The sequence below is a fragment of the Bacillus sp. HSf4 genome (genome assembly GCF_029537375.1).
GTDB lineage: Bacteria > Bacillota > Bacilli > Bacillales > Bacillaceae > Bacillus > Bacillus sonorensis_A.
Map to the genome: position 1 here is coordinate 2,574,789 of NZ_CP120679.1, position 21,360 is coordinate 2,596,148.

19 protein-coding genes are annotated in these 21,360 nt (G+C 47.6%); 1 reads left to right on the top strand and 18 read right to left on the bottom strand.

All coding sequences use genetic code 11. The annotated features are described in order from the left end of the window. From P3X63_RS13275 to P3X63_RS13310, 8 genes are all read right to left on the bottom strand, one after another. Entirely contained in the window at positions 1 to 1,260 is a 1,260-nt protein-coding gene (locus P3X63_RS13275; RefSeq protein WP_277691002.1) for a dihydrolipoamide acetyltransferase family protein, read from the bottom strand. Positions 1,261 to 1,281: 21 nt separating this feature from the next. Beyond that, complete coding sequence (gene bfmBAB, locus P3X63_RS13280) at positions 1,282 to 2,265, bottom strand: 3-methyl-2-oxobutanoate dehydrogenase subunit beta (RefSeq protein WP_026587787.1); 984 nt, start codon at positions 2,263 to 2,265, stop codon at positions 1,282 to 1,284. A 13-nt stretch (positions 2,266 to 2,278) separates the two neighbouring features. After that, positions 2,279 to 3,271 (bottom strand): thiamine pyrophosphate-dependent dehydrogenase E1 component subunit alpha, encoded by a 993-nt coding sequence (locus P3X63_RS13285; protein WP_077737212.1) that lies wholly within the window; start codon positions 3,269 to 3,271, stop codon positions 2,279 to 2,281. Positions 3,272 to 3,293: 22 nt separating this feature from the next. Further along, positions 3,294 to 4,715 (bottom strand): dihydrolipoyl dehydrogenase, encoded by a 1,422-nt coding sequence (gene lpdA, locus P3X63_RS13290; RefSeq protein WP_077736529.1) that lies wholly within the window; start codon positions 4,713 to 4,715, stop codon positions 3,294 to 3,296. Then, positions 4,705 to 5,811, bottom strand: a complete 1,107-nt coding sequence (gene buk, locus P3X63_RS13295) for a butyrate kinase (RefSeq protein ID WP_026587790.1) — start codon at positions 5,809 to 5,811, stop codon at positions 4,705 to 4,707. The genes lpdA and buk overlap by 11 nt, the downstream gene beginning before the upstream one ends. A 34-nt stretch (positions 5,812 to 5,845) precedes the next feature. Next, the gene (gene bcd / locus P3X63_RS13300) at positions 5,846 to 6,940 is read right to left on the bottom strand and encodes a branched-chain amino acid dehydrogenase (RefSeq protein WP_277691003.1); all 1,095 of its coding nucleotides are present in this window, start codon (positions 6,938 to 6,940) and stop codon (positions 5,846 to 5,848) included. A gap of 3 nt (positions 6,941 to 6,943) precedes the next feature. Then, positions 6,944 to 7,855: a phosphate butyryltransferase gene (yqiS, locus tag P3X63_RS13305; protein ID WP_026587792.1), complete on the bottom strand. Its 912-nt coding sequence runs from the start codon at positions 7,853 to 7,855 to the stop codon at positions 6,944 to 6,946. 127 nt (positions 7,856 to 7,982) lie between these two features. Continuing rightward, entirely contained in the window at positions 7,983 to 10,049 is a 2,067-nt protein-coding gene (locus P3X63_RS13310; protein ID WP_277692929.1) for a sigma 54-interacting transcriptional regulator, read from the bottom strand. A gap of 153 nt (positions 10,050 to 10,202) precedes the next feature. On the opposite strand from P3X63_RS13310, the gene P3X63_RS13315 reads away from it, so the two are divergent. Then, entirely contained in the window at positions 10,203 to 10,448 is a 246-nt protein-coding gene (locus tag P3X63_RS13315) for a DUF2627 domain-containing protein (RefSeq protein WP_026587794.1), read from the top strand. Between the two features lie 36 nt (positions 10,449 to 10,484). Here P3X63_RS13315 and P3X63_RS13320 read toward each other — a convergent pair whose 3' ends face one another. The 10 genes from P3X63_RS13320 to dxs form a co-directional block, all read right to left on the bottom strand. Beyond that, complete coding sequence (locus tag P3X63_RS13320; protein ID WP_277691005.1) at positions 10,485 to 11,213, bottom strand: glycerophosphodiester phosphodiesterase; 729 nt, start codon at positions 11,211 to 11,213, stop codon at positions 10,485 to 10,487. A gap of 152 nt (positions 11,214 to 11,365) precedes the next feature. Continuing rightward, complete coding sequence (locus tag P3X63_RS13325) at positions 11,366 to 11,986, bottom strand: N-acetylmuramoyl-L-alanine amidase family protein (RefSeq protein ID WP_035428363.1); 621 nt, start codon at positions 11,984 to 11,986, stop codon at positions 11,366 to 11,368. A 35-nt stretch (positions 11,987 to 12,021) separates the two neighbouring features. Then, positions 12,022 to 12,330: a hypothetical protein gene (locus P3X63_RS13330; RefSeq protein WP_026587797.1), complete on the bottom strand. Its 309-nt coding sequence runs from the start codon at positions 12,328 to 12,330 to the stop codon at positions 12,022 to 12,024. Positions 12,331 to 12,751: 421 nt separating this feature from the next. Further along, complete coding sequence (locus P3X63_RS13335) at positions 12,752 to 13,321, bottom strand: serine O-acetyltransferase (protein WP_236251141.1); 570 nt, start codon at positions 13,319 to 13,321, stop codon at positions 12,752 to 12,754. A gap of 345 nt (positions 13,322 to 13,666) precedes the next feature. Continuing rightward, complete coding sequence (gene spo0A / locus P3X63_RS13340) at positions 13,667 to 14,467, bottom strand: sporulation transcription factor Spo0A (RefSeq protein ID WP_277691008.1); 801 nt, start codon at positions 14,465 to 14,467, stop codon at positions 13,667 to 13,669. A 290-nt stretch (positions 14,468 to 14,757) separates the two neighbouring features. After that, on the bottom strand, positions 14,758 to 16,041 hold the full coding sequence (gene spoIVB, locus P3X63_RS13345) for a SpoIVB peptidase (protein WP_026587800.1): 1,284 nt from the start codon (positions 16,039 to 16,041) through the stop codon (positions 14,758 to 14,760). 180 nt (positions 16,042 to 16,221) lie between these two features. Further along, on the bottom strand, positions 16,222 to 17,952 hold the full coding sequence (gene recN, locus P3X63_RS13350) for a DNA repair protein RecN (RefSeq protein WP_026587801.1): 1,731 nt from the start codon (positions 17,950 to 17,952) through the stop codon (positions 16,222 to 16,224). A gap of 29 nt (positions 17,953 to 17,981) precedes the next feature. Continuing rightward, positions 17,982 to 18,431: a transcriptional regulator AhrC/ArgR gene (ahrC, locus tag P3X63_RS13355; protein ID WP_026587802.1), complete on the bottom strand. Its 450-nt coding sequence runs from the start codon at positions 18,429 to 18,431 to the stop codon at positions 17,982 to 17,984. 106 nt (positions 18,432 to 18,537) lie between these two features. Beyond that, the gene (locus P3X63_RS13360; RefSeq protein ID WP_026587803.1) at positions 18,538 to 19,383 is read right to left on the bottom strand and encodes a TlyA family RNA methyltransferase; all 846 of its coding nucleotides are present in this window, start codon (positions 19,381 to 19,383) and stop codon (positions 18,538 to 18,540) included. Then, complete coding sequence (gene dxs / locus P3X63_RS13365) at positions 19,380 to 21,281, bottom strand: 1-deoxy-D-xylulose-5-phosphate synthase (protein ID WP_026587804.1); 1,902 nt, start codon at positions 21,279 to 21,281, stop codon at positions 19,380 to 19,382. The genes P3X63_RS13360 and dxs overlap by 4 nt, the downstream gene beginning before the upstream one ends. Between the last annotated feature and the right edge of the window lie 79 nt (positions 21,282 to 21,360).

Consider the following 21,360-nt stretch of genomic DNA (forward strand, 5'->3'; position numbering starts at 1 on the left):
TTAATAAACAGATGTATTCTCATCGATATGTTCAAGGATCTCTTTTACTCGGGCCAGGAATCGACCGCAGATCAGACCGTCGAGCACCCTGTGATCGAGTGACAGACAGAGATTGACCATATCTCTGACAGCGATCATGCCGTGGTCCATAACGACCGGACGCTTCACAATCGATTCAACCTGGAGGATGGCCGCCTGCGGATGGTTGATGATCCCCATGGACTGGACGGAGCCGAACGAACCGGTATTGTTCACCGTAAACGTCCCGCCTGACATATCAGCGCTTGTCAGCTTACCGGTTCGCACCTTATTCGCCAGCTCGGTGATTTCTCTGGCGATGCCCTTGATTGTTTTTTCATCGGCATGTTTGATGACAGGCACATACAAGGCATCTTCCGTCGCCACGGCGATGGAGATGTTGATGTCTTTTTTCTGAATGATTTTATCGTCGGCCCACATGCTGTTGACCTGCGGGAATTCTTTCAGCGCTTGCGCAACCGCTTTGACGAAGAAAGCAAAAAAGGTCAGGTTGAAGCCTTCTTTCTTTTTAAATTCGTCTTTTATTTTGTTGCGGTAGCTGACAAGGCTTGTGACATCGACCTCCATCATCGTCCAGGCGTGAGGAATTTCATGCTTGCTCTTGACCATATTGGAAGCAATGGCGTTGCGGATGCCTGTGACCGGAATTTCGATATCGCCCGCTGCGCTTTGAGGCGCAGGGCTCTCTTTTCGCGCAGGTTCTGGGGTCGGCGCCGCCTGTTCGGCCGGCTGATGATCAACTGCCGGCTCTTTTGCAGGTGTCACACCGGAGTCGATGATTTGCTGAATATCCTTCCTTGTAATCCTCCCGCCTTTGCCGGTGCCTTCCACCTGCTCCAAATCAATGTTATGCTCCCCGGCAAGCCGTAAAACGGCAGGTGAAAAGCGTTTTTTATTCGATGTATCCGCGGGTGCCTGCTGCCGCCCTGCCGCTTCTTTCGGTTCTTCTGAAGCTGAAGGGGTCTCCTCTTTTGTTGTTTCATTTGTTTCGACTTTGCAGATAATGTCTCCAACCTGCAAGGTCTCTCCTTCTTTTCCGACGAGCTCGGTAATCGTCCCGGTAAAAGAGGAAGGCACTTCAGCATTGACTTTATCTGTCATCACTTCGGCGATCGGGTCGTATTTGTTGACATGATCCCCGACGCTGACGAGCCATTTGCTGATCGTCCCCTCGGTGACGCTTTCTCCGAGCTGGGGCATTGTCATCTGTTCCACTGCCATACGATTGTCCTCCTTATGTGTTTAAAACTCGGCCAGTTCTCTCATTGCCGCTTCTGCTTTATCAGGATTGACCATAAAATATTTTTCCATTGTCGGCGCATACGGCATAGCCGGGACATCCGGTCCGGCCAACCGCTTAATCGGCGCGTCCAAATCGAACAAGCAATGCTCTGAAATGATGGCCGCCACTTCGCTCATGACGCTGCCTTCTTTCGTATCCTCGGTGATGAGAAGAACTTTGCCCGTTTTCGATGCCGCTTCAATGATCGCTTCCTTATCAAGCGGATAAACCGTTCTTAAATCAAGGATATGGGCGGAAATTCCGTCTTTTTCAAGCCTTTCTGCCGCCTGAAGCGCAAAGTGGACGCAAAGCCCGTACGTAATCACGGTGATATCGTCGCCTTCCCGTTTGACATCGGCTTTGCCGATCGGCAGTACATAGTCGTCATCCGGCACTTCGCCTTTGATCAGGCGGTAGGCACGTTTATGTTCAAAGAAGAGCACCGGATCTTCATCGCGAATCGCCGCCTTTAAAAGCCCCTTCACATCATAAGGCGTTGACGGCATGACAATTTTCAGCCCCGGCTGGTTGGCAAACACGGCTTCAACCGACTGTGAATGGTACAGCGCGCCGTGCACGCCTCCGCCGTAAGGTGCGCGGATGACGATCGGACAGTTCCAGTCATTGTTAGAGCGGTAGCGGATTTTTGCCGCTTCGGAAATAATCTGGTTGACAGCGGGCATGATAAAATCAGCAAACTGCATTTCGGCGACCGGTCTCATCCCGTACATGGCAGCCCCGATTCCGACGCCGGCGATCGCGGATTCCGCCAATGGCGTATCCATGACCCGCTCTTCTCCAAACTGGTCGTAAAGGCCGGCAGTCGCCTTAAACACGCCGCCTTTTTTCCCGACATCTTCGCCTAAAACAAAGACGCGGGAATCCCTTTCCATTTCTTCTTTCAAAGCTAAAGTGACAGCATCTATATATGACATAACAGCCATTTGTGATTCCCCCTTACTCTGCGTAAACATGCCGCAGCGCCTCTTCAGGATCGGCATATGGGGCATGTTCGGCATAATCTGTTGCTTCATTGACAACATTTGTGATCTCGTCTGTCATTTCTTTTTCAGATTGCTCATCCAACAGGCCGGCATCTTTCAAGTATTGTGCGAATTTGATGATCGGGTCGTTTTTCTTCGCCTCCGCTACCTCTTCGCGCTCTCTGTAGCTTCTGTCATCATCATCACTTGAGTGCGGGGTCAGCCGGTATGAAATCGTTTCGATCAATGTCGGGCCTTCACCTCTTCCGGCACGTTCCCTCGCTTCTTTCACCGCTTTGTAAACTTCAAGAGGATCATTTCCGTCAACTGTCTGGCCGGGCATACCGTAGCCGACGGCGCGGTCGGAAATGTTCTCACAGGCCACTTGCTTTTCGTAAGGGACGGAAATCGCGTATTTGTTGTTTTCACACATGAAAATAACAGGAAGCTTATGAACAGCGGCAAAGTTTGCCCCTTCGTGAAAATCCCCCTGGTTTGAAGAGCCTTCTCCAAATGTGACAAATGTCGCGATATTTTGATTGTCAAGCCTGCCGGCAAGCGCTACGCCGACAGCGTGGGGCACTTGTGTCGTCACAGGTGAAGACCCTGTGACAATCCGGTTTTTCTTTTGGCCGAAGTGGCTCGGCATTTGTTTGCCTCCGGAGTTTGGGTCCTCCTTTTTCGCAAAGGCGGACAGCATCAAATCTTTTGCCGTCATGCCAAAAGCGAGCACCACCCCCATATCTCTGTAATACGGGAGGACATAGTCGTTGTCGCGGTCTAAAGCGAAAGCTGCACCAACCTGTGCCGCCTCCTGTCCTTGACAGGAAATAACAAAAGGAATTTTCCCGGCGCGGTTTAAGAGCCACATCCGCTCATCAAGCTTTCTGGCTAAAAGCATGGTTTTGTACATTTCGATTGCTTGTTCATCCGTTAATCCCACTGCTTCATGACGATTATTGCTCATGTTTTTCACTCCTTCATGCTTGTTAAAAATGAATCGCTTTTCCATCCACGCCAAGAGCGGCTTCTCCGATGGCTTCAGATAGCGTCGGGTGCGGATGGATTGTTTGGCCGACCTCCCACGGCGTCGCATCGAGCACCTTGGCGAGCCCCGCTTCAGCAATCATATCCGTCACATGCGGGCCGATCATATGGACGCCGAGAATGTCATCTGTGTCCTCGTCAGCGACAATTTTGACGAAGCCGGCTGATTCGCCGTAGACGAGCGCCTTGCCGACGGCCTGAAACGGAAATTTGCCGATTTTGATCTTCCGGCCTGCCGCCTTTGCCTCTTCCTCAGTCAAGCCGACAGACGCCGCCTCTGGACTGGAGTAGATGCACTTGGAAACAAGCGAGTAGTCAATGGCATGAGGCTGATTGCCGGCGATGTGTTCAACAGCGGTGATCCCTTCGTGGGAAGCCGCATGGGCAAGCTGCAATCCGCCGATGACGTCACCGATCGCATAGATATGGGACTCTTTTGTTTGATACATGCTGTTTGTCGCGATAAAGCCGTTTTCCACCTGTATATCCGTGTTTTCCAGGCCGATTCCTTCGACATTGGCCTGCCTTCCGACTGAAAGGAGCATTTTTTCAGCGGCAAAGTGTTGCGTATCTCCGCCTTTTTCTGCCTGTATGGTGACAGACTCCCCTTTTTCCAGAGTGTCAGGAAGCACTTTTGCCCCCGTGACAATCTTGATGCCTTTTTTCGTCAGCAGGGTTTGCATTTCTTTTGAAACGTCTGCATCTTCCGTCGGCAAAATCCGTTCGGCATATTCAAGCACCGTCACGTCAACACCGAAATCGGACAGCATGGAAGCCCACTCAATTCCGATGACACCGCCGCCGACGATCAAGATGGACTCCGGAAGACGCTCAAGCTCAAGCGCTTCATCAGATGTCATAATCCGTTCACCGTCCGGCTCGAGCCCCGAGAGCGAACGGGGCCTTGAACCGGTGGCGATGATGACGTTTTTAGGGACGAGCATTTCATTTTCTTCTCCGTTCGCCATCTCGACAGATACCGTGCCCGGCATCGGCGAAAATATCGACGGTCCGAGAATCCGCCCGATTCCTTCATATACGTCGATTTTCCCTTTTTTCATCAAATGTTTGACACCATTATAAAGCTGGTCAATAATCCTTTGTTTTCGTGTTTGAACCTGGGAAAACCGCAGTTCGGTTTCAGGAATCACCACTCCGAATTCTTCCGCTTTTTGCGCTGTCCGATACACCTCTGCGCTTCTCAAGAGCGCCTTTGACGGAATGCAGCCTTTATGAAGGCATGTGCCGCCAAGCTTCCCCTTTTCCACAACAGCTGTTTTAAGCCCCAGCTGAGATGCTCTGATGGCCGCCACATAGCCGCCTGTACCACCGCCAAGAATGACGAGATCGTATTCAGTTGCCATGACTTTCCCTCCTCTGGTTCGGATATTGTTTCGCCTTTTCTTCGCCGTTCAATACGCGAAAAGCGCCTTCAGCCAAAGCCTGCAGCTCATTTTCACCGGGTAAGACGACGACATCCGAAATCCAGTCTATGTATTTTCTGATCGAGGCAACAAATGATTTTCCATAAGCCAGCCCGCCCGTCAAAATGATGACATCGACTTCACCCTTTAAAATGGCGCTGGCAGCCCCGATTTCTTTGGCGATTTGATAAGCCATCGCTTCATAGATGAGCGCGGCTTTTCGATCGCCTTCCTTGATCATTTTTTCCACTTTTACGGCATCGGTCGTGCCGAGATAGCCGGCAAGCCCGCCGCCGCCAACGAGCATCTTCATGAGCTCGTCACGGGTATATTCGCCTGAGAAACACATATCGATCAGATCTCCGGCCGGAATGGTTCCGGCCCGCTCCGGACTGAGCGGACCTTCCCCGTGCAGGCCGTTGTTAACATCGATGACACGTCCATTGTAATGAACGCCTGTCGTAATCCCGCCACCCATATGGGTGATGATCATTTTCATATCTTCATACCGCTTTCCAAACTGCCAGGCCGCTTTTCGGGCGACCGCTTTTTGGTTGAGCGCATGGAAGATGCTTCTTCTTTCGATTGCCGGGGTTCCGGAAATTTTTGCGACGGGAGACATTTCATCGACGACAACGGGGTCGACGATAAAGGCCGGTATATTTAAGCCGTCGGCAATTTCCCTGGCGATGATCCCGCCAAGATTTGAAGCATGCTCGCCGGCATAGCCGTTTTTCAAATCCTCGATCATCGCGGCGTTCACTTCATATGTGCCGCCTTCAATCGGGCGGAGCAGACCTCCTCTTGCACAGACGGCGTTCAGTTTTGAAATATTGATGCCCTGTTCATGCAGCGTCTCCAAAACAGCCTGCTTTCTGAACGCATATTGATCAATGATGGTTTCGAATTGCTTTAGCTCTTCCTCGTCATGACGGATTGATTTTTCAAAAATGGAACGGTCATCGTGAAAAACGCCGATCTTAGTAGATGTTGATCCCGGATTGATGACGAGAATACGCTTTTCCTGTATTTGCATTTCCTTGAACCTCCAGTGTATATAGGGGGTGTAATTAACGTCTGCTTAAAATGTGATGGCCGTTTTGCAAAAATTGGCTTCTGGAATGGTGCATCCGTTCTATCCGCTCCTCAGCCAGACGGTCCGCCGCCAAGTAAGTTGGAATTCGATCGCGCTTAGAGATTTCCAGAACCCGTTCGATGTTTCCGTAAATCCCTTCGACTTTTTTCAGCGCGCGCTCTGCATTATAGCCGTATAGTTCGTCGGCGACATTGATGACGCCCCCGGCATTGATGACATAATCCGGTGCATAGACGATGCCCATGTCGTGGATCTGGTCCCCATGGCGGGTCTCTTTCAGCTGATTGTTGGCTGCTCCGGCAATGACTTTGGCCTTCAGCTGCGGAATCGTATCATCGTTGATCGTCGCTCCGAGTGCACACGGTGCATAGATATCACAATTCTGCGAATAAATATCATCAGGGTCGACGGCGCGGGCGCCGAAATCCGCGACGGCGCGCTCAACAGCTTCTTTGTTAATGTCGGTGACGATCAGTTTCGCGCCTTCTTCGTGAAGATGGCGGCAAAGATTGTAGGCAACATTGCCGACGCCTTGGACAGCAACGGTTTTTCCTGCAAGTGAATCCGTTCCAAACGCCTCTTTCGCTGCGGCTTTCATCCCTTTATACACACCGTAGGCTGTGACAGGCGACGGATTGCCCGAGGAACCGAAAGCCGGTGAAATGCCTGTGACAAAGTCTGTTTCATCATGAATGATATCCATATCTTCAACAGTAGTGCCGACGTCTTCTGCGGTAATGTATCTTCCGTTCAGTCCTTGAATGTAGCGGCCGAATGCCCGGAACATTTCTTCATTTTTATCTTTGCGCGGATCTCCGATGATGACCGTTTTGCCTCCTCCGAGATTCAATCCGGCCGCCGCGTTTTTATAGGTCATCCCCCGCGCCAGGCGAAGCGCATCTTCAATTGCGGCTTCTTCGCTTTCATATGTCCACATTCTCGTCCCGCCCAAAGCGGGTCCGAGCGTCGTATCATGAATCGCGATGATCGCTTTTAAACCGGACTGCTTATCTTGGCAAAACACCAATTGTTCATAGTCATACTGTTCCATATATCGAAATAGTTCCATTTCTTATTCCTCCTCATGTCGTCCTTCAGACGTGCATAACGCCAAAGCAATCGAATACAGCTTGTTTTCTGCGGAATCGGCCCTGCTTGTTAAAGCGATGGGCGCTTTTGCCCCTGCTAAAACGGCTCCCACTTTCGCACCCGCAAAATGAATCAATGATTTATAGAGGACATTGCCTGTTTCAATTGAAGGAACAAGCAGGATATCCGCTTGGCCCGCCACAATCCCGGAAATGTTTTTATGCCGGGCAGCAATCTCTGAAATCGCGTTATCCAAAGCCAGCGGACCGTCAACGATGCAGTCCTTGATTTGTCCTCTGTGATTCATCTGTGTTAAAGCAGCTGCATTCAATGTGGCTTCCATTGCAGGATTCACCGTTTCAACAGCAGCCAGACAGGCGGCTTTCGGCATTTGGACTCCGACTGATCTTGCGACGCGGACGGCATTTTCTAAAATTTGCTTCAGCTCTTCAAGCTTCGGATTGATATTCATAGCCGCATCGGTTACATAGATGAGCCTGTCAAACCCGCTGACTTCGAATGCCGCTACATGTGACAGCACGTGAGAGGAGCGCAGCCCGTATTCCTTATTTAAAACGGCTTTTAACAGGACGGCTGTCGGCACATTTCCTTTCATGAGTACATCCGCATTCCCGCTTTTTACAGCTTGAACAGCGATTCTTGCTGAATCTGCGGGCGTTTCCGAATGGATGATATCAACATGCTGTTTTGAAATGTTCTGCTCTGTCATCATATGTCTGATTTTTTCTCTGTGCCCGATCAGCAAAAACCGGGCGAATTGCTTGTCAACCGCAAGCTTGACGGCTTGAAGCACTTGATCGTCTTCTGCATGTGCGACGGCGACCGTTTTGTTGTCGAGCTCCGCCGCTTTTTGAAATAGTTGTTTCAGCTTCATAGTACCCACCTTTCTAAGCAAACATCCGCACTCTTTATCATGCAAGATTCGTGCCACTGTCAATAAAGCGGATCGGCTCAATGATCTTGTTTTAAAGTTTGCATGATTCTGCATGTTTAACTGCAACTTATTGCATGCCGCCTTTTGCAAGATTGTATTTATCCATTTTGTAATAAAGGTTGCGGATGCTGACGCCAAGCGCTTTTGCTGTTTTCGTCCTGTTATATTGATACTTTTCAAGCATTTCTTTAATCACATGAGCTTCAAACCGTTCAACGGCGTCGGAAAGCTTTTCATTTTCGATATCCGGAAAAGCGTATCCGATTTCTGTTTTCTTTTTCGGGAGGTCTGCTTCAGGCAAGTGTTCGAGATCGATAAATTCCATCTGCGGCTTCAAAAAAATCATAGCCCGCTCCAGGACATTTTCAAGCTCCCTGACATTGCCCGGCCACTTTCGCGCTTTTAAGGATTTGAGCGCATGTTTCGTCAGGCCCTTTACATTGCGGCCGTATTCCTGATTGATTTTTCCGATCAAATGCCGGCTCAAGGCTTCGATATCTTCCTTTCGCTGTCTGAGCGGCGGTATCGATATCGGATAACGATTGATCCGGTAGTACAAATCTTCGCGAAATCTGCCGTCTGCCAGCGCTTTTTCAATATTAACGTTTGTTGCGGCAATAATTCGGACGTTTACAGGAATCGGCTTCGTCCCGCCGACCCTGACGATTTCCTTCTCCTGCAGCACACGGAGCAGCTTTGCCTGTGTATTTAACGAGAGTTCCCCAATTTCATCCAAGAAAATGCTGCCGTTGTTCGCTTCTTCAAAAAAGCCCTTTTTTCCGCCGCGCCTCGCTCCGGAAAAGGCGCCTTCCTCATAGCCGAACAGCTCTGATTCCAGCAGCGATTCTGAAATGGCCGCACAGTTGACCCGGACAAACTTATTATACTTTCGGTCACTTTCGTTATGTATGGCATGGGCAAAAAGCTCTTTCCCCGTTCCGGATTCGCCTCTCAGCAAAATCGTCGCAGGGGTCTTCGCCCCCAATTTTGCCTGTTCAAGCGCGACAAGCATCTGCTCGCTTGAGCCGATAATATCGGCAAATGTATATTTCGCTTCAAGCGTACGGATAATTTGACGAGCCCTGTTGAGCTCGTTCGTCAGCGATTGGATTTCTGAAACGTCGTGGATGACGCCGATGCTGCCTTTCAGGATACCGTCAACGATAATCGGCGCGACATTGACGATCACTTCCTTTTTATTCGGTCCGACCTTCATTCTGACGCCTCTGACCGGCCGCCTTGTTTCAAGCACCTTTAAATGCATGCTTTCACCTTCTGAAATATCCGTGTTCGCAGGTTTGCCGATCACCTGCTCTTTCGTCAGGCCCGTCATCTTTGTATACGCCCTGTTGATCATCATTCCGTTTCCGTTTTCATCGACGACAGAAATGGCTTCATCAGAAGACTGAATAATCGCTTCAAGCATCGTTCTGACTTCCTTCAGGTTCGTCACCTCTTCAGCCAGTTCGACCGCATCGGTAATGTCTTTAAATATGCTGAGCGCACCTAAAAGCGTCCCTCCGTCATCGATGATCGGAATTCTCGTCGTGACAATCTGTCTGTTCGGATGCAAAAACTGTTTTTGGTTGTATTCAGGCTCCCTCGTATTCAGGATGCGGGGAAGCTTCGTAGTCGGAATGACATTCTTGATGTGCTGACCGATCGCTTCACGGCGCTTTGTTCCGGTCATTTCTTCAGCCATTTTGTTGAACAGGATAATCTCTTCACGAATGTCGATAAAAATCATGCCGTCATTCATTGAATTAAAAATGCGGTCATGCTTATAGGTTTGTTCTTTGAGCATCTGGATCAGCTGCTGTTTTTCATTCATCAGCTGGGAGATGATATATGCGAGCGAACCCGGCACAACAATCGTTCTGTCGTGTTTTTTCCGCATCACTTGCTGCAATACATCAGGATCACCGGTTGTTTCAATGATGATGTCGATCTGTTTTGTTATGTATGGCGTCCAGTCCAGAGCCGTTTCGATCTTATTCTCCTGAGCAAAGATGAGCCCGGGAGCCGCTGGGTTTTTGTCAATGACTGCGGCGATATTGAGCGACTTTGTTTTCAACAGCAAATCTAAGAGAGCTGTTCCCCCTTTTCCAGCACCAACAATCAGTACTTTTTGTATCATCCCTTAACCCCTTTGCATGAAAAATTTTGCATACCATAATCATCATTTGCAACAATTTGCACAACATCTATGTTATCATGTTTTCCATTCTTGACAAACTTTTTTTTCGAATAGACAATAAAGGTAAATCTTTGGTAAGGGGATTCGTGTATGGGGAGACTGATCGCACTGCTGATTTTGCTGATTCCCGGCGCTTTGGCTGCTGCAGGCATCAAATTAATGCGGGACACGGTTTTCGGGGTTTTAATCGATCCTTTTCAAATCCTTTGGCTTCAAGGGCTTACCGGTATGATTTGTTTTGCCGGCGGACTGTATTTGTTGGGCGGATTTATTTTTTACAGAGACCGCAAGCGAAACCAGGTGAGCCCTCGATTTAGAAAAAAACAGAACAATTAACGGCAAAAAAACCGCGGATCAATCTCCGCGGTTTTTTTACGACATGGTTTTCTTGAGCTGGAGCGCTTTTTCGGGAAAATCGGTGAAGAAACCGTCAACACCGGCTTCCATCAGTCTTTTCATATCCTCCTCGCGGTTGACGGTAAACGGCCTGACTGCTTTCTGCTTCTGGTGAGCGTTTTTGATCGTATGTTCCGACATGGAGCGGAGGTAGGGATGAAACCCGGAGGCGGGAATCATCTCAATATACTGTTCAGGGTGATAAATCACATCCATATAAAGGGCGGCCAGTTCGATTTCAGGGTTCAGCCGCCGGCAAAGAACGAGACTTTCATGATTAAAAGAAGAAAGAATCATCCGATCCTGAAGCTGATATTCGGAAATCAGCGCCATCACTTTTTCTTCCATTCCATGATAGCGGACAATGCTGTTTTTCAGTTCAACATTCACGAGAAAATCGCCTGTCGCCGCCCAATCAAACACCTCTTCAAGAGTCGGGACCGGGACAAAACCGGTCTTTTCAGAAAAGCGATGACTTGCGTCTCCCGTTTTGAGGTCCTGATATGTATAATCTTTAACATAACCTGTCAGCGATGTCGTTCTGTCAAGCTTTTCATCGTGAATCACGACAAGCCGGCCGTCTTTCGTCATTTGCACATCCAACTCGATGCCGTCGGCGCCTAAAGCGGCCGCATGTTCGAATGCCGTCATTGTATTTTCAGGAAACGTCCCTGAAGCGCCTCTGTGTGCAAAAATTTTCGTCATGTAGGTTTCACCCCTAAAAATGAAATAAACGTTACTCCTCATTATGAATACTTTACTGCTTTCTTTCCACCTTTAAGCCCTTTTTTAACATCAAAAACCTCTTCGCCTCGATGACATGCAAAAAGCCCCGGTGCTAACGGGGCTTAAAGAAGTTATTCATAATAAGAAACGACAGCTTCAGCGATCGAATCGGCCGCTTTTTTTTGATATTGTGAACTGATGAGTTTATCGGCATCAGATTCATTTGTGATAAAACCCAGTTCAACTAAAGCACTCGGCATTTTTGAATGCTTGATGACATAAAACGGCGACTCTTTTACTCCTCTGTCCGCGGTTTCCAACGCACCGGGAAGCCGCTCTTGGATTTCCGATGCCAGGCGCTCGCTTTCAGCCGCTTGATACGTCGAGTCAAAATACGTCTCTGTACCTGAAGCTTCAGGTACAGCAGAGTTTGCATGAATGCTGATGAAAAGATCTGAGCCGTCGGCATCCGCCTTTGCCACACGATCGTCAAGGGTCAAAAACGTATCATCCGTTCTCGTCATGACTGTGTCTGCCCCTTCATCCTGCAATTTTTCATTCAGCAACTTGGATACATCAAGATTAACATCCTTCTCCAAAAGTCCGTTTCCGACCGCTCCGCTGTCTTCTCCCCCATGCCCTGCATCGACATAAACCGTTTTTCCGGAAAGCGGTTCTGCCGCAAAAGCACCGGGAAGAACCATCACAAAAGAACATAGCACTATAAATAAGCTCTTTACTAGCCATTTCACCGTTTCTTCCTCCCACATCTCCATTTTACGATCCATCATTCTTTCTTTTTGATATCTTCAAGCTGCAATGTGCCGTCCTCAGCTTTCGTATAATTGACCTCCACCTTTGTCTGTTCTTCGATTCCTTTATAGCTGTCCCGTTTATCAGGCGGGACCTGCAGCATCGTCTCTTTGCCATCAATATTGACGGCTACGGTATGCTGATCAGCCAAACCGACAAATGTACCTTCCTTTGTCATGATTTCCGCGCCCGTTTCATCCTCGTTGCGGCCGTTGTGCTGAGAAGTGCCGCAGCCTGTCAAAAACAGTATGGCGGACAAAATCAGAACGACTCCTTTTTTCACTTCGATCACCTCATCCGCTGGATTTTGTACACCTGTACCTTATCTTCAACCCTCCTTAGCTGTAAAGCTCATCACTCCGGCCCATCACTCTTGAATTCCACCTTCCAACGGCTCAGCGATTTCCGGTTGTTAGCAGCCATCCGCTCTGATTCGTCCATGAAAAATGATCTATCCCGGACGGAAAATGGATGAAAAATGGAAGGGAGCCAATCTTTTTCATCATTTTTTGCTGAAAAGTTCAATAAGCGATTTTTTTGTATGAAAAAAACGCCTTTTTTCTTTTCAAAAAGACGTTTAACACGGCTTGGCTTTATATCCTTCAGTTTATGTAAAGGTTATGATGGCGTGCGACCGTTATCGCCATTTAGTCAGCTGTCTGAAACATACGGTTTCTGTTGGGTTGCCATGCTGAAAAATGGGCTTATCCTTGCTGCTGCACAACCTGTTTCCCTTTAATTTTTTTGGCCGGTACGCCGGCGATCGTTATGTTTGCTTCAGTAAAAGATTTGTTGACTACGGCGTTCGCTCCGATCGAAATGCCGTCGGCAATGTGAATGTTGCCAAAAAGCTTGGCTCCAGGTCCGATCCAGACATTGTCGCCAATCGTAGGAACATCATGATGATCATGATTTTGCCCGATGTTAACCCCTTGATGAATGTCGCAGTTTGCGCCTATTTTAGCATTGCTGTTGACGATGAGCATGCCGTAATGGTTGATTCTCAACCCTGGGCCGAATACATTCACCGGGATATCATAGCCGAGCCTCAATCCTTTCTTTTTATGCAGATACCGGTAGATGTGCTTGAACACCTTGGAATTGGTATTTGTATAATATTCATGTTTGCGAAGGGCTATCTGATACTTCCATATATCATCGCCAAACCATTTAGCCCGCTTGCGTTTGGAGATTCCCAACGCTTTTTTGTCTTGTTCGAGATAATAGCGAAGATCAGTTTTCGTTAAGATCACATCGTCACCCACTTTTTTCATAATTTTAACACAATCATCCTGCTTTGTGATCGGTTTTTCGGAGGTCTTTAGTCCATGTCAAAAAAATAATCCCGTCCGAAAAGACAGGATGTTAAGGCAAAAACAAAGGAGAATTCCCCCCAGGTATCAAAGGCATTACTGAATTCCATCATATAGCTTTCGGGCATGTATCAAACGTGCTGCAATTACAATATTTCGGCATTTCGCAAGTGGGCAGTTAGGGCTTGCTTAACAAATGAGACAAATGACACATTGCACATGTTGTTTACGATTCACAAAAAATAACCTCGCCTATCAAAGACGAGGTCTTCACTTATTGGGTAAATCAATCAGCAATATCCGGGCTTAAGACGCCTTATGCTCCAGGCGCAGCTTGTCGGCGACCATCGCGATGAACTCGCTGTTGGTAGGCTTTGCTTTTGACATGCTGACCGTGTAGCCGAACAGCGATGAGATCGAATCGATGTTGCCTCTGCTCCATGCGACTTCGATCGCGTGGCGGATGGCCCGTTCGACTCGGCTTGCCGTTGTGTTGAATTTTTTAGCGATATCTGGATACAGCACTTTTGTGATGCTGCCTAAAAGTTCAATATCGTTATACACCATGGAAATGGCTTCACGTAAGTATAAATATCCTTTTATATGAGCGGGAACACCGATTTCATGGATGATCGTCGTGATGCTGACATCGAGGTTTTTCTTCGGCGATTCAGGCTGCGGACGAAGCACGCTGCTTTGCGAAGACGGCGCGCGGTGCGTCAATTGTGAACCATTTCCGCTGACCTGGCGGATATGGCCGACCAGATTCTCCATATCAAACGGCTTTAGGATAAAATATGACGCGCCTAAATCAACAGCTTTTTTCGTCACGTCTTCCTGTCCGAACGCCGTCAGCATAATGACATTCGGCTGTTTTTTGAGCTGTGACTCCCTCAGCCTTTCAAGCACAGCCAGGCCGTCAAGATGAGGCATGATAATATCAAGAACGAGCACGTCGGGCTCCTTGTCTTTAAACAAAGAAAGACATTCCTGCCCGTTATAAGCCACACCGAGCACTTCCATGTCGTTTTGCCCCTCAATATATTCGCTTAACAGTCCGACAAGTTCTCTGTTATCATCAGCAACACATACTTTAATTTTCTCCACGTTTCTTCCTCCCCAATGTGTATGTTGATCATTTTCATTAATCTTTTTCTAATATGTTTAATTCGACAAGACCACTTTATTCCCTTTTTTAAAAAATGATTTCTCCAATATTAGTGGTTTATCTCTCTTTTTTTTCGTTTTTCTCAGATTTTCTTGATTTTTCGACTTGATATGCAGTTTGACAAACGGAAGAACGCGAATTTGTCGAAAAATCTTTCTTGTTTTATTTTAACTCACAGTGCGGGAGAATGAAAGGTGAAAACAAAAAACTGCCGGGGGATTCCCGGCAGTTAGCTTGCTTGATCCTTTTTGTAAATATCGATCCCGGCTTCGGACAGCATCCATTCGATGTGAACGCCGTAGCCGCTCGTCGGATCATTGACGAAAACGTGTGTGACCGCCCCAATGATTTTTCCATTTTGAATAATCGGACTGCCGCTCATTCCTTGAACGATACCGCCTGTCTTATTCAAGAGCTTGGGGTCGGTAATTTTCAGCACCATTCCTTTTGTTGCAGGAAACTTTTGCGGTGTTGTGCTGACGATTTGAATATCAAATTTCTCGACCTTATCGTTTTCAATGACTGTTAAAATTTGCGCAGGCCCTTCTTTGACTTCATTTGAAAATGCGATCGGCACCGCTTTGTCAGCCACATGGTTTTTGATCGATTCATGCAGCGTCCCGAATATCCCAAACGGGCTGTTTCTGTTAATGTCGCCGATCACTTTTCGTTCAGAAGTAAAGCGCGCCAGTTTTTCACCGGGGTTTCCGCCCTTTCCTTTTTCGATGGAGGTGACAGTCGATTTCACAATCTGACCGTTTTCCACGACAATCGGCTTTTTCGTATCCATATCGGAAATCACGTGGCCGAGCGCTCCGTATTTTTTTGATTTTGGTTCATAAAATGTCATGGTGCCGATCCCTGCGGCAGAATCCCTGATATATAAACCGATTCTGTATTTATCCTCAGCCTGATCTTTTTTCGGGACCAGTTTTGTTTTGATCTCCTGTTTGTCCCTTTTGATCAACAGATTTAGCGTTTCACCTGTTTTCCCTGCTTTTTGAATGAAAGGGGTGATGTCATTCATTTTTTCTATTTTCGTGCCGTTGATTTCGGTGATGATATCGCCTACCGCGATTCCGGCAGCCTCGCCGGGGGACTTTTTGCCATCAGGCGTATTGATTTGATGAAACCCGACGACCAGTACGCCGACAGAGTGTAGCTTGACGCCAATCGACTGCCCTCCTGGAACGACCTTAAGATCCGGCAGGACATTTACTTTTGTTTTTTTAACTGGAAATCCGGCAAAGTCATAAACGAGTTCTGCCTTTCCGTTTTTTTCACCTTTGATCTCGACTTCATGTTTATTCTCTTTTAATGTGAATGCCTCTGATGATTCATCTTGAGGAGTATGGACGGCTAAGCTTGTCTCTATTGCTCTTGAACCCGTCTCAAAAATGTTCATGTTTTTTGGTATTTCAATGTATTCTTTCACCGGTTTGTAAAATCCTACACTTATTAAAGAAACAAGGAGAATTATACCCACAGCTTTTCTGATTTTTTCAACATCCACCTTTTCACTCTCCTCGCACCTAACCCACACCATCTAAATTCTTTCGCTACATTCATTACTTTTGCCTTCCTGACAGTGATTTATAACTGCGAAGAGAAGAAAAACATTGGATAAAATGATAAAGAAACGTTGGAATAAGAAAATGAGACAAAAAATAAGCTGTTCAAAAGATTGAACAGCTTATCCGCCCGTTTTGACAAGTTTTGCTTGATGCAGAAGCTCTTTGGCGTGGCGTTTTGTCAAATCTGTCACTTCAACGCCGGCGATCATCCGGCCGATCTCAGCTATTTTTTCCTGTTTTGACAGCGGAGTGACGCTCGTCGTCGTCCTTCCGGATTTCGATTGCTTCGTGATCAAAAGGTGGGTATCCGCCATGGCGGCCACTTGCGGCAAATGGGTGATGCACAGCACTTGTGAACCGATTGAAACACGGTGGATTTTTTCAGCAATCGCCTGGGCCACTCTTCCGCTGACACCTGTGTCCACTTCATCAAAAATGATCGAAGTGACGTCCTGCTGCGCGGAGAAAATGCTTTTCATCGCCAGCATGATCCTTGACAATTCTCCTCCTGAAGCGACTTTTGATAAGGATTTGAGCGGTTCTCCCGTATTTGTCGATATTAAGAAGCGAACGCTGTCAATGCCTTGTTTCGTCAGCTGGACGGGTACGCCGTTGACGGTAGGAGCGTCATCGCGGGCATCTGCCGTTTTGATTTGAAATTGTGTATCAAATGTCGATTTTTCCATATAAAGCTCTTTGAGCTCCTGCTGGATTTGTCCGGCGAGCTTCTTCGCCCATGATTTACGAATGTCTGAGACATTTACCGCTTCAATCGCAACATCTTTGCCGACTGATTCAAGCTCTGCCTTTAATGCCTGAAGATGGCTGTCGCGATTTTGAATGCGGTCGATCTCTTCCTCTATTTTGGCTGAGTAGGCTTGTATGTCTTCGACAGTGGCGCCGTATTTCCGTTTCAGCTGCTTGATTTCATTCAAGCGTGATTCGATGAAATCAAGCCGTTCGGGATCATATTCCAATTCATCGAGCATGTTTCTGATCTGAAATGTTGAATCCTCAAGAATGTAATAGGCATTCGCCACTGACTCAGAGATTTTTTTGAGCCCGCCATTGATCTCTGATACATTCTCAAGCTCGCTTGAGGCCATCCCGACCCAATCGAGCCCGGCTTGCTCATTGCGCAGGGCGTTATAGGCATGCTGAAGCCCTTCATATATTTTCTCATAATTGGCAATTTGCTGGCGTTCTTCTTGCAGCAGTTCGTCTTCTTTCGGCTGAAGATTGGCGGATTCGATTTCATCAAGCTGAAATTGAATCAAATCGAGCCGGTGCGCCATTTCCTGTTCGCTTTCAGAAAGCTGCTTGACCTTTTTGACGACATTCATATAGCGGTCGTATACTTCTTGGTAAGCTTTTAATGCCTTATCAATTTCTTCGCCCGCATATCTGTCCAACAGCTGAAGATGCTGATCATCTTCCATTAGAAGCTGGTTGTCGTGCTGGCCGTGGATGTCCAATAAAAGTCTGCCGACTTCCCTGAGAGCTGCGATCGTCACAAGTTTTCCATTGACGCGGCAGATGCTTTTGCCGTTTGCATTAATATCTCTTCTCATAACGATCATATCATCCGAGGCTTCAATTCCAAGTTCGGCGCAGAGATCAAAAACGGGATGTCCGCTGTCAAGCAGAAACAACCCTTCTAATTCGGCCCTTTTCTCTCCATATCTGACATATTCACTCGACCCTCTGCCCCCGACAAGCAACGATACTGCATCAATGATGATCGATTTTCCAGCTCCAGTCTCTCCGGTTAATACAGTAAGCCCTTTTTCAAATGAAATGGTTAACTCTTCAATAATGGCAAAGTTTTTGATCGATAATTCAGCTAACAAACTTTTGTGACACCTCTTTTCGGGCCTATTTATAAAAGTTCCAGAATTTTTTTCTGAACATGTTCCGTATCTTCCTGAGTTCTGCAGATAATCAAAATCGTATCATCGCCGCAGATCGTCCCCATGATTTCTTCCCAATCCAAATTGTCCATCAACGCACCGATTGCCTGGGCGTTGCCGGGCATCGTCTTCAGGACGATCATGTGGCTTGCCGAATCAATTTTGACAAACGCATCCATCAATGATCGCTTGAGCTTGGAGAGCGGATTAAACCGCTGATCAGCAGGCAGGCTGTATTTATAGGAGCCGTTATTTGTCGGCACTTTCACCAGGTGAAGCTCCTTGATATCGCGTGAAACGGTGGCCTGTGTGACATTGTATCCGTCTTTCTTTAAAATATCGACGAGCTCATCCTGTGTCTCAATCTCATTTGCAGTGATAATTTCCCTGATTTTAATATGCCTTTGACCTTTGTTCATATTCCACCTCTGCTTATACACACATTGTGTATGTTTATACATTTATGTTATATGATTTTGCCGAAAAAGTACACGTTTGCAGCAAAAAAGGAATAATAGCCCACTATTATTCCTTTTCATCCGACTTTTTCGCTTTTAATGTGTCGTGAGCCTCTTCGACAATTTGATTGACCATATGTTCTGCGATCGGTGTTCCGGGCTTATCTGGCCCTTCCCAATGCAAATGAAGCAGAAATTCAATGTTGCCGTCTCCTCCTGTTATCGGAGAAAATGATGCATTTTTGCAATGATATCCTTCCCGGGCGGCAAATTGGCTGATATCGTTCAGCACAGCTTTATGGACGAGAGGATCGCGGACGATGCCTTTTTTCCCAACTGATTCACGGCCGGCTTCAAACTGCGGTTTGACCAGAGCGACGCAATCGCTGTCCGCCACCAAAATGTTTTTCAACACTGGCAATATGATTTTCAGCGAGATAAACGAGACGTCAATGGTGGCAAACTCCGGCATTCCTGCCGTAAAGTCAGCTGGAGTACAGTAGCGGAAATTCGTGCGCTCCATCACGATCACCCGCTCATCCTGCCTTAATTTCCAGGCAAGCTGATTATAGCCGACATCCACCGCATAGGAGCGCAAAGCACCGTTTTGCAGGGCGCAGTCGGTAAATCCGCCCGTTGACGAACCGATATCGATCATCAATTTGCCGCGGACGGAAAGTTGGAATTCCTTCAATGCTTTTTCAAGCTTTAATCCGCCTCTAGAGACGTATTTTAACGGGTTCCCTTTAATGGTCAGCGGAATCGTGCGGTCGACCTTTTCACCCGGCTTGTCCAGCCTGTTTTCATTCGTATAGACAATACCGGCCATGATCGCCCTTTTCGCTTTTTCCCGCGTTTCCATTAACCCTCTTTCTACTAATAAAACATCAAGCCGTTCTTTTTTTGCTGTCATGATCCAATTCCTTTATGAGTCTTTACAGGTGTCAGCATCCTTATTCGTCTGATGACTTCTTCTTTCGTTAAGCCGATTTCTTCAAGCAGCTTTGCAACGCTTCCATGTTCGATGAAACGATCAGGAATCCCCATTCTGTCAATCATCGGACTGTATGACTGATGGTCATGGGCAAATTCAAGAATCGAGCTGCCGAAACCGCCTTGAAGGACAGCCTCCTCGATCGTTAAGATCGGAAGACCTTCGTTCAGAATCCCCTTGAGCATCTTTTCATCAAGCGGTTTGATGAAGCGGGCATTCACTACTCTGACGGAGCGCCCTTCTTTTTGGAGCTCCTCCGCCGCGGCAAGCGCCATCGGAATGGTTGTGCCGAACGTTAAAATCACGGCATCAGTTCCGGGCCGCAACACTTCCCATGTCCCGATCGGAATCGTCTTCAACTCTTGATCCATTTTGACGCCAAGTCCGTTTCCGCGCGGAAAACGCATGGCGATAGGACCGTCATTGTATTTGACAGCCGTATTGACCATATGCTGGCCTTCATTTTCGTCTTTCGGCATCATCAGCACCAGATTTGGAATATGCCTTAAAAAGGCAATATCAAATACGCCTTGGTGGGTTTCCCCGTCTGCGCCGACAAGCCCTGCTCTGTCAATACCGATAAATACGTTTAAATTTTGCCGGCAGATGTCATGGACAACCTGGTCATATGCGCGCTGAAGAAAAGTGGAATAGATCGCCAAAAACGGCTTCATATCCTGTGTGGCAAGACCGGCAGCCATCGTGGCAGCGTGCTGTTCGGCAATGCCGACATCAAACATCCGCTCCGGAAACTCGCTTGCAAACCCTTCAAGCTTCGAGCCAACCGGCATGGCCGGGGTGATGGCCACAATCCGTTCGTCTTCGCGCGCAAGCTTCCGGACCGTTTCACTGACAAGTGAGCTCCATGACGGAGCGGCGGCTTTTGGCTTGACAAAATCCCCCGTATCGATTTTATAAGGGCCGGTTCCATGCCAAGTTCCGGTTTTATCGGTTTCCGCAGGTTTGTAGCCTTTTCCTTTTTTGGTGATGACATGGAGAAGGACAGGCCCCTTCGTTTTCTTCGCATACTGCAGGTTTTCGAACAGCTCTTCGTATGAGTGCCCGTCAACAGGCCCCAAATACGTGAAACCAAGCTCTTCAAAAAACATCCCTGACACCAACAGATATTTCAGGCTGTCTTTGATTCGCTCAGCCGTTGAGGCAAGTTTTCCGCCCACAGCGGGTATTCTTTTGAACAAATATTCGAGCTCATCTTTCACCCATTGATACTTTCCGGCTGTGCGCAGCCTTCCGAGCATGGAATGAATCGCTCCGACATTTGGAGCGATGCTCATTTCATTGTCATTTAAAATGACAATCATATCTTTTTGTTCGTGTCCGATGTGGTTCAGCGCTTCAAGCGCCATGCCGCCCGTCAGAGCGCCGTCGCCGATGATCGGGATGATGTACTCGTTTGTACCTTTTAAATCTCTGGCAGCTGCCATTCCCATCGCACCGGAAAGAGAAGTTGAGCTGTGGCCTGTTTCCCAGACATCGTGTTCGCTTTCATTTCGTTTCGGAAAGCCGCACAATCCCAGATGCTGGCGCAAAGTCGCAAAATCTTTTCCGCGGCCGGTCAAAAGCTTGTGTACATAAGATTGATGCCCGACATCCCATAAAAATTTATCTTTCGGACTGTTGAATTCTTTATGCAAAGCAATGGTCAGCTCAACGACGCCGAGATTCGGACCGATGTGCCCCCCTGATTCGGAAAGCGTTTCAATTAAAAAGCGGCGAATCTCAGCGCTTAAATCCTCCAGTTCCTGAAGGGAAAGATCTTTTAAAAATTTGGGGTCTTTTATAGATAACAGATCCAATCGGATCAACTCACTTTCAGCATGATTTCTGCAAGTATGCGCCTTGCTCATTTTCAACTGCATTTTAAGGACTGCTTTC

What these genes read in the sequence shown, in the direction of transcription:
- P3X63_RS13285 (WP_077737212.1), bottom strand. Translation starts at nt 3,271, where the DNA reads ATGAGCAATAATCGTCATGAAGCAGTGGGATTAACGGATGAACAAGCA.
- bfmBAB (WP_026587787.1), bottom strand. Translation starts at nt 2,265, where the DNA reads ATGGCTGTTATGTCATATATAGATGCTGTCACTTTAGCTTTGAAAGAA.
- P3X63_RS13315 (WP_026587794.1), top strand. Translation starts at nt 10,203, where the DNA reads ATGGGGAGACTGATCGCACTGCTGATTTTGCTGATTCCCGGCGCTTTG.
- ahrC (WP_026587802.1), bottom strand. Translation starts at nt 18,431, where the DNA reads ATGAACAAAGGTCAAAGGCATATTAAAATCAGGGAAATTATCACTGCA.
- P3X63_RS13275 (WP_277691002.1), bottom strand. Translation starts at nt 1,260, where the DNA reads ATGGCAGTGGAACAGATGACAATGCCCCAGCTCGGAGAAAGCGTCACC.
- yqiS (WP_026587792.1), bottom strand. Translation starts at nt 7,855, where the DNA reads ATGAAGCTGAAACAACTATTTCAAAAAGCGGCGGAGCTCGACAACAAA.
- bcd (WP_277691003.1), bottom strand. Translation starts at nt 6,940, where the DNA reads ATGGAACTATTTCGATATATGGAACAGTATGACTATGAACAATTGGTG.
- P3X63_RS13360 (WP_026587803.1), bottom strand. Translation starts at nt 19,383, where the DNA reads ATGACAGCAAAAAAAGAACGGCTTGATGTTTTATTAGTAGAAAGAGGG.
- P3X63_RS13320 (WP_277691005.1), bottom strand. Translation starts at nt 11,213, where the DNA reads ATGACGAAAATTTTTGCACACAGAGGCGCTTCAGGGACGTTTCCTGAA.
- lpdA (WP_077736529.1), bottom strand. Translation starts at nt 4,715, where the DNA reads ATGGCAACTGAATACGATCTCGTCATTCTTGGCGGTGGTACAGGCGGC.
- buk (WP_026587790.1), bottom strand. Translation starts at nt 5,811, where the DNA reads ATGCAAATACAGGAAAAGCGTATTCTCGTCATCAATCCGGGATCAACA.
- P3X63_RS13335 (WP_236251141.1), bottom strand. Translation starts at nt 13,321, where the DNA reads ATGAAAAAAGTGGGTGACGATGTGATCTTAACGAAAACTGATCTTCGC.